A 19,062-nucleotide genomic window follows, 5' to 3' on the forward strand; every position below is an offset into this window, starting at 1 on the left:
CGGCGTTCATCCCGCATCGCCACGTGTCAGAAGCAGCGTCCTCAGCGCATTCAAGAAGAGATTCGTGCGAGAACCGACATATGTAGGCCTGCTACAGAATTGACGATCTGTATTGGCGCTCACACACTTCCCCGCACGCCCTGTGCAAGGCAGCATAGGAAGGGGAGTATTCATGGAGTTCCGCACTGATTCACTGTCCGCCCGGATCCGCGTTGCGCGTATCAGCAACGGGCTATCTCAAACCGATCTCGCCAAAGCCCTGAACGTAAACCGGGCGACGGTGGGCCACTGGGAACGCGAACTAGGCTTCGTGCCGTCTATCGACCATCTGCATGCGCTGAGCAGGGTCACGTGCGTGAGCGTATCTTGGCTGATTACGGGGGACACCATCGCCGACGGTGCGAAGCCAGAAGGTATGCGCCTGCAGATGGAAGCCCACATGTTGACGGCATCGCGCAACCTTCCGATCTCCCTCCTCGACAACATTGTTGAGTTGATGAGGTCTGCCGAACGCCATATCTGACGTCGTCCCGACGACTGAACCACACGTAGTGGCTGCCGGACAAATCCTATATACCCCGCCGGAGTCCTCCGATGGTGATCGGCGCACCGCCGCCTCACCATCAAGCGCCCCTCCGCAGGAAACCACACATGAGCCTGGCGCTGGTCCACAGCCGTGCCCGCGCCGGCGTCGATGCCCCGCTGGTGCGCATCGAGGTGCATCTCTCCGGCGGTCTACCGGTCACCCAGATTGTCGGCCTGGCCGAGACCAGCGTGCGCGAATCACGCGAGCGCGTGCGGGCGGCCCTGCTCTGCGCGCGCTTCGACTTCCCGCAGCGGCGCATCACCCTCAACCTCGCACCGGCCGATCTGCCCAAGGAAGGTGGTCGCTACGATCTGGCCATCGCGCTGGGCATCCTCGCCGCCAGTGGCCAGGTCGACCCGCAGTCGCTGCTGCAGTACGAGTTCCTCGGCGAACTTGGCCTGACCGGTGAGCTGCGTCCGGTATCCGGCGCGCTGCCGGCCGCCATCGCCGCCGCCGAAGCGGGACGAATCCTGATCGTGCCGCCAGGCAACGCTGCCGAAGCCGCCCTCGCCCAGCACGCCGATGTGCGCGTTGCACGTACCCTGCTGGAATGCTGCGCCGGGCTGGGCAATCCACGCCTGCTGCCACAGGTGGAACGCGTGGACACCACACCGCTGCCATTGCCGGATCTGGCCGACGTACGCGGGCAGGCGCTCGCACGCCGGGCACTGGAAGTGGCGGCGGCCGGTGGTCATCATCTATTGCTGATCGGCAGCCCCGGCTGCGGCAAGACCCTGCTGGCCTCGCGCCTGCCCAGCCTGCTGCCGGATAGCGAAGAGATCGATGCCCTGCAGTTGGCAGCCATCACTTCGGTCAGCGGCGAAGGGCTGGACCCGAAGCGTTGGCGGCAGCGGCCGTTCCGGGCGCCGCACCACAGTGCGAGCGCTGCGGCTTTGGTGGGGGGCGGTAATCCACCCTGCCCCGGCGAAATCTCGCTGGCGCACCACGGCGTGCTGTTCCTGGATGAACTGCCGGAGTGGAACCGCAGTGCGCTGGAAACCCTGCGCGAGCCACTGGAGTCCGGCCACATCCGCATCTCTCGCGCGTCGCGCAGCGTGGTCTACCCGGCACGTTTTCAACTGGTGGCGGCGATGAACCCGTGCCCCTGTGGCTGGGCCGGCGACCGCAGCAACCGTTGCCTGTGCAGCGACGAGCGCATCACCCGCTACCGCGCGCGGGTATCGGGCCCGTTGCTGGACCGCATCGACCTGCACATCAACGTGAGCCGCATGGATGCAGTTGAACTGCGTGAGAGCACGCCGCTGGGTGAGCCCAGCGCCAGCGTGCGTTCGCGGGTGGAAGCGGCACATGCGCGGCAGCAGTCGCGTGGTGGCCTCAACGCGCACCTGCCGCCTGCTGCCCTGCGTGCGTGCACGCGCTTGAGCGAAGCAGACCAGGATCTGCTGGAACAAGCCATCGAGCGCCTGCAGCTGTCGGCGCGGGCGATGCATCGCATCCTGCGCGTGGCACGCACCATTGCCGATCTGGCCGAAAGCGAGACCATCCGGACCGCGCACTTGGCCGAGGCCATCGGCTACCGGCAGCTGGACCGGGGCAAACCAGGTGCATAGCACTCTGTTGCATGCACGAAGGAATCAGATTCATCTGATATCTGCCATGCCACCTGCGCCCTGACCATTTCCGCGAGCCCATACACAAGGAGACGCGGTTTGCTCAGGATGCTCATCATGGGCGGGCAGGAGGCCGCCCGTCAGCGGATATCACGGACGATAGGACGGCGCGGCCTGATCCGCATGGAATCGATCTACAGCGTGGACAGCGGCCTGTCGGTGCTGGAGTGGCGCAACTACGACCTGGTGGGAACGTTCCTGGCGGCCGGCCTCGGTACGCGCCTGCAGGAGTCGTTCGTGCTGCGCGATGCGAAGGTGCAGCTGGTGCTGTTCGGCATGGGGCTGAGCGAGGAAGTCGCCAGTATCCGCCTGCGCCTGCGCGCGCAGGGTCTGCCGTCGCCGATTCTGGTCCGGACCGACTTTGACAGCTACGACGAGTCGCTGTTCTGGCGATCGCTGACGTCGCACATGATCCTGCCGTCGGTACTGGAGGGCACTGGCCCCCTCCCCGCCGTGGGCGACGCGTGCGACCATGCAGGGCCCAGTCCCTAGCGGTGCCTGCCCTGCCAGGTGCCCGCCCTGCCATACATGAGCACTCCCCAGCCGCCGCACCTGCCGACCTCCGATGCGTCCACCCCGCTGACACCTGCGGCAACCGGCGGCGGTGGGCCTCTGGGTGAAACGAAGATGCGCGAAATCGCGGTGCGGATCTCGCAGTACTTCCGCGATTTCCTTGAATCGGATTTCAAGCGCGCGCAGGCACCGCGGCGCCGCGTCGTGCTTACCAGCGATTCCGGCTTCCGCGCGGGCATGCGCACCGCGCCGTATCCGGCGTTGGACAAGGAGTTGTGGAAGCTGCTCAGCCGGCCCTCCGGCGAGGAGCTTTCGTTCACCATCGGCCCGCGCAGCTATACCCGGCCGATAAGCGCGACGCTGCGCCGCATCGTCGAAGAACAAGTGAACGCCATCACCGAGACCGCCATCGCCACGGTGCGCGTGGCCGTGCTGGACAAGGCGCGCGCCAGCATGGCCGGTGCACTGGAAGACCCGGAAGCCTGGGTGGAATCGGTGCAGGGCGCCCTGGTCGATGCGATGTGCGTGCAGGTGGTGCGGCCGCTGATCGCGCATCTGGCCGGCCCACTGCAGGGCCAGGCGTACTGGGTGATGGATTCGCTGCACGCGGCTGAATCGGACCTGGTCACCCGTGCCGTTGTCGATCTGTACCAGACCCTGCCGGAGGTGCTGGCGCGCTTGCTGGCCACCGGTGACGAGCTGCCGCTGCAGCAGGCCTGCGAGCATCAGCTGACCCGCGACGGCACGATCAGCGCGCTGATGGCCTTCTTCGAGAACTTCGTGGCGGCCGACGCCTTCCATGAGTTCCGCGACCTGGAAACCTATGTCGCCACCGGCGATGGCCTGCAGCTGTATCTCTACGTGGGCACGCTCAAGTACGCGGGCGTGCAGTACCCGGTGTTCTACCTGCCGCTGGACGTGGTGCGGGCCAAAGATGGGTCGGGCTACACCCTGACCCTCAGCAACCGGCTGTTCGCCAACCGCCGCGCGATCGACTTCGTGCTGCAGGAACTGGCCGTAGGCATGGCCCGCGAGTGGGTGTCGCCGATCCAGGAGCGCATCCAGTACCTCGACCCGGCGCAGAGCCTGTTCGAAGTGGCGGCGTCGCTGTTCCGGCAGGTGGCCAACGCGGTGGATCTGGGCGGCGAAGTCTCGCTTTCCTCGTCTGCCAGCGAGGCATCCACCGCCACCGTTGCGCTGTCGCCTGCCCTGCACCTGGCTGCGTTCGAGCGCGCCGACGAGGCGCTGTTGAATGATTTCGAGGAGATCATCGACCAGGCCCGCAATGGGGGGTCGAAGCTGGTGGATCTGTTCCACGGCATGGTGGAAGGCGTGCTGATGCGCAACCCCGAGCCGATCGGGGAACGGGTGGAATCGGCCTGGGATGCGCTGCCGCTGGTGGAGCGCATGGTGTTCGATTCGCCCATTCCGTTGAACGAGGAACAGCGCAAGATCCTGCTGGCGGTGCGCGAACCACAGGGCCGCATCGTGGTGGTCGAAGGCCCGCCCGGCACCGGCAAGTCGCACACCATCACCGCCATCGCTGCGGACTGCGCGTTCAACAAGAAGAGCTGCCTGGTGCTGTCGGACAAGACCGAAGCGCTGGACGTGGTGTACGACAAGCTGTCCGATGCGATGAGCCGGGTTCGCCATGATCGCGATTTCCCCAACCCGATCCTGCGGCTGGGCCAGCAGGCGGCCAACTTCAAGCGCCTGACCTCCACCGGCACGATCAGCCAGATCTCGGCCTTCGCCAAGGCCATGAAGGCCAACCAGCCCGCCCTTGAGAGCGAGCGCCAGGACACGGCGCAGACACTGCGGCAGGCCATCTCCACTACCGTGCAGACGCTGGGGCGTGTATCGCTTGCTGCAGTGAAGACCATGCACGAGCAGGAAGCGGCGCTGGGCGAGCGCGCCCCCGCGGTGCTGCAGCAGGTACACGCGGTGATGGATGCCAACGTGCTGTCCGAGCTGGAAGCGGTGACCGCGCAGGCGGACGCACTGGAAGCCTATCTTGCCGACCTGTTCGGCAGCACCGACTACACGCCGGCCTCACTGGACGAACGTATCCGCCGCGATGCGGTGACCACCGCCTTCCTCGCCGACCGACCGGTTGACGGCTGGGCGCTGTTCGAGTCGTTGGATGCCGAGCAGATACGGCTGCTGGGCACGCTGTTGCTGCAGTACCAGCAGCTGAAGATGCCGCTGCTGGGCTATCTGCTGCGTGGCAATGCGGTGCGCGGGCTGGAGCTTCAGCTCAACCAGCTCGGCACCACCCGCCCGCTGCTGCTCAAGCAGGATGCAGCCGCCCTGCAGGACATCGTGCAGGGCGCAAACGCGCTGCGCATGAAGCTGGAGGCCGAAGGCCTGGGCACGCAGCTGCCGGCCAGTTACCGGCAGATTGCCCACGGCGCCGCGCCGGGCCCGGGTGCGGCGGTTGCACGGCAGGCGATGACCCTGCTGGCGCGGCTCAATCCGGCCATCGTCGAGGCCCTGCTGGCCGAGCCGAAGGACGATCCCGCACTGTGGGCGCTGACCCTGCGCTTCCTGCAGGGCTGGATGGCCACGCGCAAGGCCTTCGTCGACGCGCCACAGTACGACTATGTGGGCACCAAGACCAAGCTGGAGCGCCTGAACACTTCGGTGATGAATGCCCATGTGGATGGGCGCCTGATCAGCTTCATGGATCATCACCGCGCCGATGCACGGGCATTGGCGGGCGTGATCGCCAACCGGCAGAAGTTCCCGGTGGACAAGTTCGAGAGCGTGCGCGAGTCGTTTCCGGTGATGATCGCCAGCATCCGCGAGTTCGGCGAATACATGCCGCTGGCACCGGACCTGTTCGACGTGCTGGTGATCGACGAAGGCTCGCAGGTCTCGGTGGCGCAGGCGCTGCCGGCGCTGCTGCGCGCGCGCAAGGTGGTGGTGCTGGGCGACTCCAAGCAGTTCTCCAACGTCAAGGCCGCCAACGCCAGCATCGCGCTGAACGACAAGTACCGCTCGGACCTGGTCAACTATTTCCGCACCAACGTCAGCCAGCAGGCCGACGTGCTGGAACGGTTGGCCATGTTCGATGTGAAGCGCTCGGTGCTGGAGTTCTGCTCGCTCTCAGCCTCGTACTCGGTGATGCTGCGCAAGCATTTCCGCAGCTATGCGGAACTGATCGGGTTCTCGTCCTCCACCTTCTACAACCATCAGCTGCAGGCGCTGAAGATCCGCAGCCGGCCGCTGCAGGAAGTGATCCGCTTCAGCCAGGTCGATGCCAGCGGGCACCGCACCAGCCGCAGCACCAACGACGCCGAAGCGGCGTTCATCGCCGAGCGCCTGGTGGAACTGCTGGATACGGATGTGCCGCCCACGGTCGGCATCATCACCCCGTTCCGCGAGCAGCAGACGCTGTTGTCCAAGACGCTGTTCAACCATCCGCGCGGCCGCGAGTTCGAAGAGCGGCTTCGCCTGAAGGTGATGACGGTCGACTCCTGCCAGGGTGAGGAACGCGGGCTGATCTTCTATTCGATGGTGGCGACTGCCGGCCAGGATGCGCTGAACTACATCTTCCCGGTCAGCCTGAGCGGCGCGGTGGATGCGGTGGAAGACAAGCTGAAAGTGCAGCGCCTGAATGTCGGCTTCTCCCGTGCGCAGGAGGCGATCTGGTTCGTCCATTCGATGCCGGTGGATGCGTTCCGCGGCGCAATCGGCAATGCGCTGCGTTACTACGCCAGCCAGCTGGACCGCCCCGCGCCCGACGCCGCGCAGACCGATGCGCGCAGCCCGATGGAATCGAAGGTGCTGCAGTGGCTGCAGCAGACGCCGTTCGTGCTTGCCCATGGCGATGCGGTCGAGATCATTCCGCAGTTCCCGGTGGGTGACTACCTGCGCCAGCTCGACCCGACCTACCAGCATCCGGCATGGCGGGTGGACTTCCTGGTGACCGTGCAGACCGTGCGCGGCGCGCTGCAGATCGTGATCGAGTACGACGGCTTCGAATTCCATTTCCGCCGCGACAAGCCGGTGCATGTGGGCAATCACGAGCGCTATCTGGTGGAGGCCGACGTCGAGCGCCAGCTGACCCTGGAAAGCTACGGCTACCGCTTCCTGCGCATCAACCGGTTCAACCTCGGCAGCGACCCGGTGCAGACACTGTCAGACCGGCTCTATCGCCTGATTGAAGTGGCCGGCACGGAGATCCGCTCGGCAGCGGTCGACCAGGTGATCGAGCAGGTGCAGGGGCTGGAATCGAAAGAGAAGAAAGTCTGCAGCCGCTGTGGGCAGATCCGCAGCCAGGAAGAGTTCTTCGACCCTGACCTGCGCGCCGGTGCCGGCGGGGTGGGACGGATCTGCATGCCCTGCAAGGCGGGCTAGGCGGTGCTGCCGGGTGCCAGCGTGCGCACAGCCACCGCCGCCAGCCTGCGGCTGACCAGCCCGTAGAGTTCTTCCAGTTCGGCCGCGCGCGCGTCGGTCATGTTGGTACCGAACAGTACCCGCGACAGCGCCGCCTTGTGGGTGTCGGCGGGATAGCGCGCCCGCGCCCGGTACACGGCCTGCAGCACCAGCCAGGCCAAGCGGAACCCGCCCCCGGGCAGGGGGCGGACTACGCGGTCATAGACCTGCCAGAACTGGTATTCGGCCTCCAGGTCGACCGCCGGTGCTGCGAACGGCACCGGACGCGCACGTCCATGGGCGCGCCTGCGAACCGGAGGGAAACGGGGGTTGTGCTGTGCCATGCGTACAGGATGGCCCAGCAACATTGTGGGAACCTTGCGTTGGTGCCGGAATATCAGTGCTGATTGTGCAAAGTGCGGCGGATGGCCCGCTTGGGTGGAGCGATTCCGCCGGGCATGGCCCGGCGCTACCGGATTGCGTGCGGCGAGGGCCCCGCTTGGGTAGATGCCAACCTTGGTTGGCAAGGCGCGTCGGCGCCGGAGCGATTCCGCCGGGCATGGCCCGGCGCTACCGGATTGCGTGCGGCGAAGGGCCCCGCTTGGGTAGATGCCAACCTTGGTTGGCAAGGCGCGTCGGCGCCGGAGCGATTCCGCCGGGCATGGCCCGGCGCTACCGGATTGCGTGCGGCGAAGGGCCCCGCTTGGGTAGATGCCAACCTTGGTTGGCAAGGCGCGTCGGCGCCGGAGCGATTCCGCCGGGCATGGCCCGGCGCTACCGGATTGCGTGCGGCGAAGGGCCCCGCTTGGGTAGATGCCAACCTTGGTTGGCAAGGCGCGTCGGCGCCGGAGGGATTTCGCCGGGCATGGCCCGGCGCTACCCAGCCTGCCGCGAAGTGCATCCACGCATGGCGTGGATCTACTTAGAAGGTTATCGAGGTGCTGAACATCACCTGCCGGGGGGCGCTGCGCTGCAGGGTCTGGTAGTCGCCCGAGAACGACGAGCCGGCGATGGTGGCGGTGCCGATGTTGTTGCGGTTGAACAGGTTGCTCACGTCCAGCCGCAGCTCCAGCCCCGGCAGCAGGCTGTCCGGGCCCAGGGTGTAGGCCGTGTACGCGTTGACCTGCCAGAACGTCGGCACGCGGATGTCGTTTTCATAGGTGAAGGGCTGGCGCAGGTATGAGGTGCTGGTGGCACCGAAACGCCAGTCGCCGAAGTGCGCGGACAGGTCGCTGACCAGCGACAGCTGCGGGTAGCCCGGCTGCGCGTTGCCCTTGATCGGGTACACGGTATCGCCCACCACGAAATCGCTGTCGTAGTACGAGCGCGCCAGCGCGATGCCCTGGTAGAACTGCAGGTGGTCGGTCAGGTCGGCGGTGATGCCGAGATCGGCGCCGATCACGTGCATCTTCGGCATCAAGCGCACCGTGTTGATCTGCGCGAATTGTGTGCCGATGGCCGCCGACAGCAGGCGGTTGCGGATGTCGTTGTAGAACACATCACCGGTCACGGTCAGGCGGTCGAAGCGGTGGCTGGCGCCCACGGTCAGGTTCCAGTTCTTTTCCGGGCGCAGGGTGCCGGCCACGCGGTCGAACTCTTTCTGGTCACTGATGGTCCAGGCCGACGCGGTATAGCCGATGTTGCCGCGCTGGGCCACGCGATAGCCGTTCATGGTGTTGACCAGGTCGATGAAGGCATCGGTCCGCTCGGTCGGGCTCCAGTACAGCGACACGTGTGGCAGGAAGTTGCTCTTGGCCCGCAGCGTGCCGGACACCGGGCGCTCCGCTGAGTCGCCGATGCCACCACCGGTGGTAGTGAAGTCCACGGCCTTGAAGCCCAGCCCCAGCACCAGCGTGTCGGTGACGGCGTAATTGTCATGCAGGTAGAACTGCCGTGAACGGGTCACCCAGCTGGATGCGTTGTCGGTCTGGAACGCCGGCCCGTACACATCGAACGGCCCGGTCGCCTTCAGTGGTTTGCCCTGCCCCAGGAGCGGCTGCTGGTACCACTCGGTCTTCGCGGCCGCCTTGCTCTTCTCCTGCCAGAAACCGGTGGTGAGGGTGTGCGCACCGGTCTCGAACTGCAGGTTGAACATGCCACCGAGGCGATTGAGGTGCGGCGTCTGTACCTGTTCGGAGAAAGGCGCGCCGTTGGGCGAGGGCACGGTCGGGTCGGTCAAGGTGGCCTGGGTGTGGCTGTTGGCGTTGTACAGCTGCACGTTGCCGCTGAGCGCGGGCGTGATCTGGAAGCGATGGTTGATCGACGCGACACGGTCGCGGGTCACCTGGCCGGTGTCGTAGGGAATCAGCTCGGACAGCTCGCCGCAGGTGTAGGCGCCGCAGGACGTGTCGGCGTTCTCCGGCGAGGCCACGTAGTACGCCCACGCATAGTCCGGATAGAAGCTGTCGGCCTTCCAGCCCAGCTTGCGGATCATGTCAAAGGAGATGTTGTTGTAGCCCCACACTGCGGCCTTGCTGTCGGAAAGGAACACGGTGAAGTCACCCCACGCGACATCCTGTTGGGCCTTCAGGTCACCGCGCAGGAACTTCTGGGTGCCGGCGCCCTGGTACTTGTCGGCCGACACACGCTGCAGGTCGACCAGCAGCTTCGGGCCGTGCTCGCCCAGCTGGCCGCTTTGGCCCGAGACCGTGGTGACCCGCGTGTTGTTGCTGCCCACGCCCTGCTTGATGCGCAGGCTGGGGGTGTCCTGCAGGTCGCGCAGGCGGTACTCGAGGCTGCCGCCATTGACGCTGCTGGAGAACACACTCACTGGTGCACCACCCGGGCTGACCGTGATCGAACCGATGCCGTCGGGTACACCAACGTTGACCACGCTGGTGCCGGTAAGCGAGAGGAAGCCGTTGTCGTTCAGCGGCACGCCTTCGAAGGTGATGCCCATTTCATTCATGCGGAAACCGCGCACGAACAGGCTGGTGGCGGAAATATCCAGCCCCAGCCCGTCGGTGGCGGTGTAGCTGGCACCCGGCACGTTCTTCAGCATCGACAGGCCGTTGTTGCCGGACACCATCGAATCCAGGTCGGTGGCATTGATGACGTAGCGGTTCGGGCCCACCACCTGGGTGGGGGCGACAGCAGCACCGCGTGGGGTGGCGATGACCTGCAGCGCGTTCAAGGTGGTGGGGGTGTCGTGCGCGGCGTCGGTGGACTCGGCAGCATGCAGCGGTGCAACGAGGGCGGTAGCGATTGCCAGGGCAAGAAGCGTAGGTGGAGCGTTCATGGCCAGATTCCAAGGTGCAGGGAGAAGAGGACGCAGGCGCACGCCCAGCGCGATGCAGCGCCGGATGGCGATGCAGTGGCTGGTGACGCGATTGCGTTGAAGGCGGGAACGGCGCTGCGCGCGCGCCGGTCAGCGGCAGACGAAGACGATCAGCTGCCGAACGATTCGATGGCGTGATTTCGACGTGCGGAAGTGTTGCATCGGACCGCCACATCCGCCATTGCACCGTGGGAAAGCGCGGCTATACGCAGGTATCGCTTTCGATGCCGCGCTATCACCTGCACGTTGCAGCGTGATGTCTGTGCGCTCGGTCAGCCTTTCGACTATTCGTTCCTGGCTCGACTTGCGCCACCCTGGATGCTGAATGATCATGTCGACGGCGGCCGCGCGGATATCTGCGATGCCTTCCGCACGCGCTGCCATGCAAGGCTCCGACGCGTTAACTCGACACTTCAAAGGACGAACGTCATGTTGAATGGATTGAAACCGCTCGCCGCAACTGCACTTTGCCTGCTCGGCCTGTCCGCCTTCGCCGAGAATGCCGCCGCCGCGCAATGGGTCGACAGCGGCCGCACTGCGTACTTCAAGCAAAGCCCCTTCTCCAGCGCATGGGAACACACCTGCACGACCGGCGGCACGCCGATCCAGGACTTCCCGGGCACCTGCGCCAACGATCCGTTCAGCGGCTGGACGACCAACTACAACGCCGCCAGCGCATCAGCCAACAACCAGCTCAATGCCTGCCACTTCGACTCGCAGAAGCTCGGCTCGGCCTGCTACGGCCTGGCGTATGCGATCAATGGGCAGGTCTACGCTGGCGGCCTGCCTGCCGGCTGCAACGTCGGTGCCCGTGCGGTGGTTGTTTCGACCCGCATGGAAACGATCGAGATCCAGAACCATGAGCTCGATGTAGAGAGCGTCCAGTCGGGCAACGAGTACGTCTGCCAGTAAAACCGTTGGTGGGACGCCGCCACCGTGCGTGGCGGCGTCCTTCTTCGTATTGCCGGCTTCTTACTGCAGCACGAAGCGCTCGATCGCCCTGGCCACGCCTTCATCGGCGTTGGTGGCGGTCTCGAAGCGCGCCACGGCCTTCACCGCATCGATGGCATTGCCCATCGCCACGCTGGTGCCGGCGTACTGCAGCATGGTGAGGTCGTTCTCCTGGTCGCCGATGGCCATCACGTTGGCGCGGTCGATGCCCAGGTGCTCGGCCAGCTTCTGCAGGCTTGGCCCCTTGCCGGCGCGGTGGTCGAATACTTCCAGGAAGAACGGCGCGCTCTTCAGTACCGCGAAACGCTCGGTCAGCGCGGCTGGCAAGCGCGCGATGGCAGCATCCAGCACGTCCGGCTCGTCGATCATCATCAGCTTGATGAAGGACATGCCAGGGTCCATGTCGGCCACGCGGCGGTACGACAGTGGCATGCGCGAAAGATGCGAATCGGCCACGGTGTAGATGCTGATGTCCTGGTTGGGCGTGTACATGCGCTGCGCGTCCAGTGCCTGGAAGTGCACGCCGATCTCGCGGGCGACCTGTTCGCAGTACACGAAATCGTCGAAGCTGAGCGGATACTCGACAACGGTTTCGCGCGGGCCGATGCGCTGCACCAGGCCGCCGTTGCAGGCGATGCAGTAGTCATCGTCGCCCTCGATGCCAAGCTCATGCAGGAACGGCGCCAGCCCTGGAACCGGGCGGCCGCTGGTCAACACGATGTGCACGCCCAGCGCGCGCGCCTGGGCGATGGCCTGCTTCACGCGCGCGGTGAGCTTGTGGGCGGGGTCCAGCAGGGTGCCATCCATATCGATGGCGACCAGTTCGATGGTCGATTGCCTGCGACCCATGTCCATCATCTTCAACCAGTGCGGGGGACGCCCATTTTAGGCCAGGCCGCCTGGCAACGCCGGCCTCATGCATCGTTCACCTCTGCGGGGCGCTGGCCGGGGATACTCGTGGGGCCTGTGCGTCCCCCACCGCAGGACGGCCCTATCGACCGCCCTTCCCTGGACACTCTTTCGACGCATGACCTACCAAGCGCCCGACGCCACTGACACCGCCCCTCTCGCCCAGCAGATTGAAGACCTGATCGACGGCCTGCCCGGCGACCATATCCGCGTCGGCACGCTGCTGCATGCGCTGGGCGACGAAGGCCTGATGCTGGTGGTGATCCTGCTGTCGGCGATCTTCCTGATTCCGGTATCGATTCCCGGGCTGAGCACGGTGTTCGGTGCGTCCATCCTGCTGATCGGCCTGAGCCGCGTACGCGACCGTCCGTTGTGGGTGCCGCAGCGATTGGCCGACAAGCAGATCGCCACCGACAAGCTGAAAGCCAACCTGGGCCGTGCCCTGAAATGGGTGCATCGGATGGAGCGGTTGTCCCGGCCGATGCGGCTGGCAGCGATGGTGCGCTCGAAGAAGATGATGCGGTTGAACAACCTGGCGCTGGTGTTCGCCACGATCCTGCTGATGCTGCCGGCCGGACCGATTCCCTTCAGCAACACGCTGCCGGCGCTGGCGCTGATGTCCTTCGCCATCGGTTTCATCCAGCGCGATGGCGCGGCGGTGGCAGCCGGCTACGGCTTCGTGGTGGCGTCGGTGGTGTACTTCGGTGTGCTGCTGGGCGGCGTAGGCTTTGCGGCCGAATCAGTGTTCAGTGGCTTCCGCAGCGGGTCATCGGCGTTGTAGAGCCGAGCATCGGCTCGGCTCTACAACACGGGTGATGCGCGGGCAGCCGGCTACTTCGCCGACACCCGCCACACCACGTCGCCCACATCATCGGCGACCAGCAGCGCGCCCTCCGCATCGATGGCCATGCCCACCGGCGCGCCCATCAGCGTCTTCTCGTCCTTGGACGCAAACCCGCTCACCACCGCTTCCGGGCGGCCGGCCGGCTTGCCGTCCTTGAACGGCACGTACACCACTTCGTAGCCGCTCAGGGGCGAGCGGTCCCAGCTGCCGTGCTCGCCGATGAAGGCACCGCCGTGGTACTTCGCCGGCAACGCCTGGCCGGTGTAGAACAGCAGGCCCAGCGGTGCCACGTGCGAGCCGATGGCGAAGTCCGGACGGATTGCCTTGGCCACCAGATCCGGCCGCTGCGGCTGCACGCGCTCGTCCACATGCTGGCCGTAGTAGCTGTAGGGCCAGCCGTAGAAGCCGTGCTCCTGCACCGAGGTGAGGTAATCGGGCACCAGGTCGGCACCGATCTCGTCGCGTTCGTTCACCACCGCCCACAGCTTGCCGGTGCTCGGCTCCCAGTCCAGGCCGGTGGGGTTGCGCAGGCCCGAGGCGTAGATGCGGCTGCCGCTGGTGGCCACGTCCACTTCCAGCACCACCGCACGGCGGTACTCGACGGCCAGGCCGTTCTCGGTGATGTTGCTGTTGGAGCCCACGCCCACGTACAGCTTGCTGCCATCGCGGCTGGCCAGCAGTTCCTTGGTCCAATGGTGGTTGATGGTGCTGGGCAGGTCGGTGAACTCGCTGCCCTTGTCGGACATGCGGGTTTCGCCCGGCACGTAGTGGTATTTCATGATGTTGCCGGTGTTGGCCACATACAGCGTGTCACCGATCAGCTGGATGCCGAACGGCGAGTGCAGGTTTTCGATGTACACGTGCTGGGTCCAGGTGCCGGTGCCCGGCGCGCGCCGCAGCAACGTGACCCGGTTGCCGCCCTTGCCGGCCTTGCCCGAGCGCGCCTTCACCTTGCCGGCGATCCACTGCTTGGGCGTGGTGACCGGCTCTTCGCCGGGACCGTTGCCTTCCACTACCAGCACATCACCATTGGGCAGCGACAGCAGCCGGCGCGGGTGCTGCAGGTTGGCAGCGATGCGTTCGATCTTCAGGCCGTCGGCCACCGACGGTGCCTGGCCCTCGGCCCAGCCCACGCCCTTGGGCACCTGCATCGGCGGCAACAGGTAGTTCTGCGGCGCGGGCAGCGGTGGCTGTGCACCGGACTGGTCGGCCGGGTGGTATTCGGCCTTGCCGGCACAGGCGACCAACGCCAGGGACAACGAGAGCACGCCCACGGCAGGCAGGATGCGCTTAGCCATGACGGGCTCCTTGCAGCACCGGCTGCTGCAGTGAAAGCACGATGAAGCCGAGCGCGATCAGTGCCACCGTCAGCGCGGAGAGGATGGTGCCCGGCACCGCCGCCGCATAGGCGTCGCGGCTGTGCACGAAGGCGTTCCAGACGGCCAGCACGATGGCGACCAGGTTGAGCAGGAAATCGAGGCGGTCGGTGCCGGTGGCGGTGCCGTTGCGGCGCCAGACCGCGAACAGGTTGATCAGCCGCGGCAGGATGGCGATCAGCAGGCCGAAGGTGATCAGCCACGCCGCCGACTTGCCCCACATCACTTCAGCGGTGTTGAGGTAGAGGATGTCGAAAATGAGGCCGGCCACGAAGAAGCCGAACGGTATCGGATTCAACAGGCTGAAGAGTGTTGTGCCGAGGCCGCGATGGGCCTGGGCGACGGGATTGACCATGGTCGTGCTCCGTTCGGGGAAGGGGTGCACGGGCTGTAGTAGCACAGGGGGGCGGGAGGGGGTGCGATGATCTGGGCATCGGATGGCCTCGACGCTATGGCGATGCCCAATGCGAAGTCCGCACGACGTGGCCAGTGCCATCCAGCTCCACGGACCACGCCTCGATATGGGGCAGGAATTGATTTTCGTACCACAGCCGTTCCACGCAGGTGCCACTGCATGGGGTGCTGGCATAGCGGGAAAACCGTTGTCCACGCGGCTCTGTGACATCGGGTGCGCCCAGCGCATCGATGACCGCCTCTCGACGGTCCCCGGGCTGCAGGGAAGCGATGCCGCGCTCGGCCAGGATGGAAGTAGCCGAGCATCCCCCCACGTAAAACACGGCTGCCATCGCCAACAGCCACGCCAGGTTCTTCACGTCTGCGCCTCCGCATCCAGCTCCATGGCAGCGTCCCGTATCTCATGGAATGGCAGCATAGTCTCGAAGCCGAATTCGTGTTCCATGCTGATGCGGACCAGGCCGCCAATGGCGAACCAGCTGGTATTGGCGTGCACATCGATGCCATGCCAACCGCCCCCTGCCAGCAGATCCAGCGTCTGTGCCCGGGGCATCTTTGTGCTTTCCTCCCGCAGCAGCGCGCGGCGGTGCCGTTTCATCAGCAGGCGCAGCTGCTTCACCGTGGTGATGTTGAATGCGGTGAGCTCCGGCAGCAGCTCGGCGATGTCGGCGTCGGTCCAGTAATCGTGGCCACGGTGATACATCGACAGCACCACCTTGCGGATGGTAGCCACGGTGAGTGGCTTCTGGTCTGCATGTGCGCGGGCGGGTCGCGTTGCGTTGCCGGCCATCGATCACCCGTTCAACCAGCTGTAGTTCCATCCCGTTTCCCGATCCTGCAGGATCCAACGATCGTTGAGACGTCCAGGACATTTCTTGAATGGGCCGGTACTACTGGCAGCCAAATCGCGTGCCTTGCGCGCGAAGCCGGGATACTTCCGCATGGCGGCACGTTCGGGAATGACAGGTGTGGTTGTCTCAACGCAATCAGCCGGCAGGTTCAACCGGCCGCTGGTCGTTCGGAACACCAACCAGGATTCGTTGCTGTCCAGATCATGCGTTTCCTGGATATCGATCGCATCGATGGGTAGCCACTCAGGCAACCAGCCACGCTCGATGGCCTCGTCCGCAGCGGCTTCCTGGAGCGTGGCGTAGCGGGCGCTGAGAACTTCGCATCCGGAGAGCGCCAGCACCATGAGTGCCAGCAGGCTACTGCCCATCATTGTGTTCATCCCGAACCATCAGCTATGGGGTCGCGGCCCCGGCAGAGAAAGAATACTGCGGGCACATGCAGGACGCGATGCTGGCATCTGCACGGGGTCGCCATCCCAGCAGCGCCCATCCGCTTCGTACACTCCCTTAGACCAGGATCAGCAGCGCATCGGCTCGGTTCTGCTGGCCATGCAGCCATAGGAATGCGCATGTGGCGGCGGTGCGGTGTCCATCCCGTTCCAAGCAACGATCCCTGATGGTGTGCTGCTGGTGTGTCGCAGGTTGGCCGAACATGCGCAGGATGGTGTGCGGATGGAATAGACGAAGGCGGCGTGAAGATGCTTGCGCGCAGTCGTCATTACAAGGCGGCATAAGTGTTTGTGACGTATTTGGCACATCCGCACATCGGCTGCGTGAAGAGGTAGGGGGTTGTTCGTTGTGTCGCGTTTGGCTCGTTGCGATGGGGCAGATCCGCCCCGCCGTCCTGCCATGCCGATTCACAACAGAAGGATTCGTGTATGAAGCGACACACGCAACGCTCCGCGCCACCGCGCTCTGCGCGCCTGGCCCTGGCCACTGCCCTGGTACTGGGCAGCCTGGCCGTTACCGCCCAGGCGCAACAGGCCGACCCACTGGCGGGTATCCAGTGGCATCTGCTCAATACCGGGCAGACGGTGCCGGCCGATACGCTGCCGGTGGCCGGCAACGATCTCAACGTCGATGGCCTGTTCCGCAATGGCATCCGTGGCCAGGGCGTGGTGATCGGCATCGTCGATGACGGCCTGCAGATCGCCCACCCGGACCTGGCCGCGAACGTGGCGGCGGTAGCGGGCAAGAACTTCGCCAACGGCTCCAACAATCCCACGCCGTCCAATCCCGATGCGGACAACCACGGCACGATGGTGGGCGGCATTGCCGGTGCGGTGGGCGCCAACAACCTGGGCGTGCGTGGCGTGGCCCCGGCGGCAACGCTGAAGGGCTTCAACGTGCTGGCCTCCAATGCGCAGGGCAACCAGCAGAGCAACATCGAATACGCCTGGTGGGATGGCGCCGAGTCGGCCGATGTGCAGGTGTTCAACAACAGCTGGGGCGCTGGCCCGGGCAACCCCAACCTGCCCGTGGCCTACAGCCAGAACACGGTGAGTTCGTACGAGCAGGCACTGTCGGGCACGCGCGGTGGCCGCGGCGGCATCTACGTGAAGTCAGCCGGCAACAACTTCAACAACGCCTCGATCAGCCAGACCCAGGACGTCTGCACCACCGATACCAAGAACCGCAACACCGGCTGTGTGCCGGCTGGTCGCGATCCACGCAACAACCTGTTCAACGTGATCACCGTGGGTGCGGTGCGCGCCGATGGCGTGCGTTCGTCGTACTCGTCCACCGGTTCGGCACTGTGGGTGTCGGCCTTTGGTGGCGAGTACGGCCTGCAGGCGCAGTACGCACCGAACCTGGTGGCACGTGCGTACGATCCGGCCATCGTCACCACCGACGTGACCGGCTGCACGCAGGGCAGCAACAAGAACACCAACCGCCAGAACACGCTGGACAGCAACCTGTCGGCGATCGACAGCACGTGCAACTACACCGCGAAGATGAACGGTACGTCGGCGTCGGCGCCGATGGTGTCGGGCGTGGCGGCGCTGGTGCTGGAGGCCAACCCGAACCTGTCCTACCGCGATGTGAAGTACATCCTGGCCACCACGGCCACCCGCAACCATCCGAACCAGCCGGCGGTGACGCTGGCCGACGGCCGCACGCTGGTGCCGGGCTGGACGGTGAATGCAGCCAACCGCGCTTACAGCAACTGGTACGGGTTCGGTGTGGTCAACGCGGCGCGCGCCGTGCAGGTCGCCGAGAACTTCCAGTCGTTGGGCCCGCTGCTGGATACGGGCTGGCGCACCACCACGCGCACGGTGGCCATCGGCAACACCTCCGCCGCCGCCGCGCGGTTGACCTTCCAGCTGGCCAATGGCGCACGCAACATCGAGTCGGTGCAGCTGGGCTTCCGGGTGAACCACAGCAATACCCGCCAGCTGCAGTTCGTGCTTGTTTCGCCCAGTGGTACGCGCAGCGTGGTGCAGCCGGCCTTCACCGCCATCGGTTCGGGTACCAACGGCGTGCAGCGCAACTTCACCAACTGGGATCTGCTGTCCAGCAATGCCTTCCTGGATGAAAGTGCCACCGGCACCTGGACGCTGGAAGTGACCGACATGGGGCAGGCCGCGAATGCTGCATCGCGCGGCAACCTCGAATTCTTCAAGATCCGCGTTCTGGGGCACTGATGATGAAAACGACCATTCTGTTGAGCACGCTCGCCTTCGCGGCGATGACCTCCCCTGCCTGGGCACAGAGCTCGGGGCAGACCCCTCCGGCACGGAGCCTGTCCACCGTGGATGCGCAGGAGCTGAAAGCTTCGGCCACCGGCCGTTCGTTCGACGTGGGCGGCACGCGTTTCCAGCTGTCCCCGTCGACCACGGTGCAGCAGGCTGCGGGCGGCCAGTTCCGGATCACGCCGCAGGCAGCGGCCACCACCAGCTCGCGCAGCAAGCGTTCGCTGGATGGCGCGGCAGCAGCTGGCGCTGATGCCGGCGCCGGCAAGTTCGCCGCTGCGGTGTCCAACGATGGTGCGCCGGTGGTGGCGACCTCGCGGGTGAAGGTGTTCTTTACCGATGCGGCATCTGCACAGCGCGCGGCGAAGGCCACGGGCGGCACCGTGGTGAAGGTGTCCAAAGCTGCCGGTCTGGCCATCGTGGAATACCCGTCGGTGAACGCGGCGCTGGATGCGAGCACCCGGCTGCTGTCGACTGCGGGCGTGCGCGCGGCCGAGCCGGACGTGGTGCAGTGGGAAGAGAAGAAGTGATCTAGGGCGTTGCGTGGTGCCCCCGGCCGGTTGGCTCTCCTGGCCGGTCGGGGGATTGGCGAGCGGGAGGGCGTGCCGACCAACGGTCGGCACCCACCACAATCCAA

Annotated in this window: 17 protein-coding genes; 8 read left to right on the forward strand and 9 right to left on the reverse strand. The window is 65.6% G+C overall.

The window, feature by feature from the left end; genetic code table 11:
• The first annotated feature begins 172 nt into the window (after positions 1-172).
• The 4 genes from CLM74_RS19945 (at position 173) to CLM74_RS19960 (ending at position 7,092) form a co-directional block, all read left to right on the forward strand.
• The gene (locus CLM74_RS19945) at positions 173-523 is read left to right on the forward strand and encodes a helix-turn-helix transcriptional regulator (protein ID WP_105164798.1); all 351 of its coding nucleotides are present in this window, start codon (positions 173-175) and stop codon (positions 521-523) included.
• 128 nt (positions 524-651) lie between these two features.
• Positions 652-2,157 (forward strand): YifB family Mg chelatase-like AAA ATPase, encoded by a 1,506-nt coding sequence (locus tag CLM74_RS19950; protein ID WP_105164799.1) that lies wholly within the window; start codon positions 652-654, stop codon positions 2,155-2,157.
• 99 nt (positions 2,158-2,256) lie between these two features.
• Positions 2,257-2,709 (forward strand): hypothetical protein, encoded by a 453-nt coding sequence (locus CLM74_RS19955; RefSeq protein ID WP_158684169.1) that lies wholly within the window; start codon positions 2,257-2,259, stop codon positions 2,707-2,709.
• A gap of 36 nt (positions 2,710-2,745) precedes the next feature.
• Complete coding sequence (locus CLM74_RS19960; protein ID WP_105164800.1) at positions 2,746-7,092, forward strand: AAA domain-containing protein; 4,347 nt, start codon at positions 2,746-2,748, stop codon at positions 7,090-7,092.
• Here CLM74_RS19960 and CLM74_RS19965 read toward each other — a convergent pair.
• The 3 genes from CLM74_RS19965 to CLM74_RS21575 all read right to left on the reverse strand — a co-directional run bounded on the left by CLM74_RS19965 (position 7,089) and on the right by CLM74_RS21575 (position 10,771).
• Positions 7,089-7,391 (reverse strand): hypothetical protein, encoded by a 303-nt coding sequence (locus CLM74_RS19965; RefSeq protein WP_234003398.1) that lies wholly within the window; start codon positions 7,389-7,391, stop codon positions 7,089-7,091. The two genes, CLM74_RS19960 and CLM74_RS19965, sit on opposite strands and share 4 nt — an antisense overlap.
• Before the next feature lie 641 nt (positions 7,392-8,032).
• Positions 8,033-10,348: a TonB-dependent receptor gene (locus CLM74_RS19970; RefSeq protein ID WP_105164801.1), complete on the reverse strand. Its 2,316-nt coding sequence runs from the start codon at positions 10,346-10,348 to the stop codon at positions 8,033-8,035.
• A gap of 129 nt (positions 10,349-10,477) precedes the next feature.
• Entirely contained in the window at positions 10,478-10,771 is a 294-nt protein-coding gene (locus CLM74_RS21575; RefSeq protein ID WP_158684170.1) for a hypothetical protein, read from the reverse strand.
• Between the two features lie 45 nt (positions 10,772-10,816).
• On the opposite strand from CLM74_RS21575, the gene CLM74_RS19975 reads away from it, so the two are divergent.
• Positions 10,817-11,299: a hypothetical protein gene (locus tag CLM74_RS19975; RefSeq protein WP_105164802.1), complete on the forward strand. Its 483-nt coding sequence runs from the start codon at positions 10,817-10,819 to the stop codon at positions 11,297-11,299.
• A gap of 60 nt (positions 11,300-11,359) precedes the next feature.
• On the opposite strand, the gene yidA is transcribed toward CLM74_RS19975, so the two are convergent.
• On the reverse strand, positions 11,360-12,193 hold the full coding sequence (gene yidA / locus CLM74_RS19980) for a sugar-phosphatase (protein ID WP_080149643.1): 834 nt from the start codon (positions 12,191-12,193) through the stop codon (positions 11,360-11,362).
• Positions 12,194-12,365: 172 nt separating this feature from the next.
• Here yidA and CLM74_RS19985 point away from each other — a divergent pair, with 172 nt between their 5' ends.
• Positions 12,366-13,028 (forward strand): exopolysaccharide biosynthesis protein, encoded by a 663-nt coding sequence (locus tag CLM74_RS19985; RefSeq protein WP_025877405.1) that lies wholly within the window; start codon positions 12,366-12,368, stop codon positions 13,026-13,028.
• 50 nt (positions 13,029-13,078) lie between these two features.
• On the opposite strand, the gene CLM74_RS19990 is transcribed toward CLM74_RS19985, so the two are convergent.
• The 5 genes from CLM74_RS19990 to CLM74_RS20010 all read right to left on the reverse strand — a co-directional run bounded on the left by CLM74_RS19990 (position 13,079) and on the right by CLM74_RS20010 (position 16,103).
• Entirely contained in the window at positions 13,079-14,389 is a 1,311-nt protein-coding gene (locus tag CLM74_RS19990) for a sorbosone dehydrogenase family protein (RefSeq protein WP_105164803.1), read from the reverse strand.
• Positions 14,382-14,822, reverse strand: a complete 441-nt coding sequence (locus tag CLM74_RS19995; RefSeq protein WP_025877408.1) for a DUF2231 domain-containing protein — start codon at positions 14,820-14,822, stop codon at positions 14,382-14,384. The genes CLM74_RS19990 and CLM74_RS19995 overlap by 8 nt, the downstream gene beginning before the upstream one ends.
• Positions 14,823-14,916: 94 nt before the next feature.
• Positions 14,917-15,240, reverse strand: coding sequence for a hypothetical protein (locus tag CLM74_RS20000; RefSeq protein WP_032976912.1), 324 nt, complete (start codon positions 15,238-15,240; stop codon positions 14,917-14,919).
• Positions 15,237-15,614 (reverse strand): hypothetical protein, encoded by a 378-nt coding sequence (locus CLM74_RS20005; protein WP_234003399.1) that lies wholly within the window; start codon positions 15,612-15,614, stop codon positions 15,237-15,239. Before CLM74_RS20005 ends, CLM74_RS20000 begins: the two co-directional genes overlap by 4 nt.
• 60 nt (positions 15,615-15,674) lie before the next feature.
• Positions 15,675-16,103, reverse strand: a complete 429-nt coding sequence (locus tag CLM74_RS20010; protein ID WP_144435815.1) for a hypothetical protein — start codon at positions 16,101-16,103, stop codon at positions 15,675-15,677.
• 507 nt (positions 16,104-16,610) lie between these two features.
• Here CLM74_RS20010 and CLM74_RS20015 point away from each other — a divergent pair.
• Together CLM74_RS20015 and CLM74_RS20020 are read left to right on the forward strand one after the other, a co-directional pair.
• The gene (locus tag CLM74_RS20015; RefSeq protein WP_025877415.1) at positions 16,611-18,377 is read left to right on the forward strand and encodes a S8 family serine peptidase; all 1,767 of its coding nucleotides are present in this window, start codon (positions 16,611-16,613) and stop codon (positions 18,375-18,377) included.
• The gene (locus CLM74_RS20020) at positions 18,377-18,955 is read left to right on the forward strand and encodes a hypothetical protein (protein WP_025877417.1); all 579 of its coding nucleotides are present in this window, start codon (positions 18,377-18,379) and stop codon (positions 18,953-18,955) included. The genes CLM74_RS20015 and CLM74_RS20020 overlap by 1 nt, the downstream gene beginning before the upstream one ends.
• Positions 18,956-19,062 lie beyond the last annotated feature (107 nt).

Origin of the sequence: Stenotrophomonas sp. MYb57, assembly GCF_002966815.1 — a bacterium.
Lineage (GTDB): Bacteria > Pseudomonadota > Gammaproteobacteria > Xanthomonadales > Xanthomonadaceae > Stenotrophomonas > Stenotrophomonas indicatrix.

Coding starts and splice junctions, on each gene's coding strand:
- CLM74_RS19945 (WP_105164798.1), top strand. CDS start 173: ATGGAGTTCCGCACTGATTCACTGTCCGCCCGGATCCGCGTTGCGCGT.
- CLM74_RS19950 (WP_105164799.1), top strand. CDS start 652: ATGAGCCTGGCGCTGGTCCACAGCCGTGCCCGCGCCGGCGTCGATGCC.
- CLM74_RS19960 (WP_105164800.1), top strand. CDS start 2,746: ATGAGCACTCCCCAGCCGCCGCACCTGCCGACCTCCGATGCGTCCACC.
- CLM74_RS19970 (WP_105164801.1), bottom strand. CDS start 10,348: ATGAACGCTCCACCTACGCTTCTTGCCCTGGCAATCGCTACCGCCCTC.
- CLM74_RS21575 (WP_158684170.1), bottom strand. CDS start 10,771: ATGGCAGCGCGTGCGGAAGGCATCGCAGATATCCGCGCGGCCGCCGTC.
- CLM74_RS19975 (WP_105164802.1), top strand. CDS start 10,817: ATGTTGAATGGATTGAAACCGCTCGCCGCAACTGCACTTTGCCTGCTC.
- yidA (WP_080149643.1), bottom strand. CDS start 12,193: ATGGACATGGGTCGCAGGCAATCGACCATCGAACTGGTCGCCATCGAT.
- CLM74_RS19985 (WP_025877405.1), top strand. CDS start 12,366: ATGACCTACCAAGCGCCCGACGCCACTGACACCGCCCCTCTCGCCCAG.
- CLM74_RS19990 (WP_105164803.1), bottom strand. CDS start 14,389: ATGGCTAAGCGCATCCTGCCTGCCGTGGGCGTGCTCTCGTTGTCCCTG.
- CLM74_RS19995 (WP_025877408.1), bottom strand. CDS start 14,822: ATGGTCAATCCCGTCGCCCAGGCCCATCGCGGCCTCGGCACAACACTC.
- CLM74_RS20010 (WP_144435815.1), bottom strand. CDS start 16,103: ATGATGGGCAGTAGCCTGCTGGCACTCATGGTGCTGGCGCTCTCCGGA.
- CLM74_RS20015 (WP_025877415.1), top strand. CDS start 16,611: ATGAAGCGACACACGCAACGCTCCGCGCCACCGCGCTCTGCGCGCCTG.
- CLM74_RS20020 (WP_025877417.1), top strand. CDS start 18,377: ATGATGAAAACGACCATTCTGTTGAGCACGCTCGCCTTCGCGGCGATG.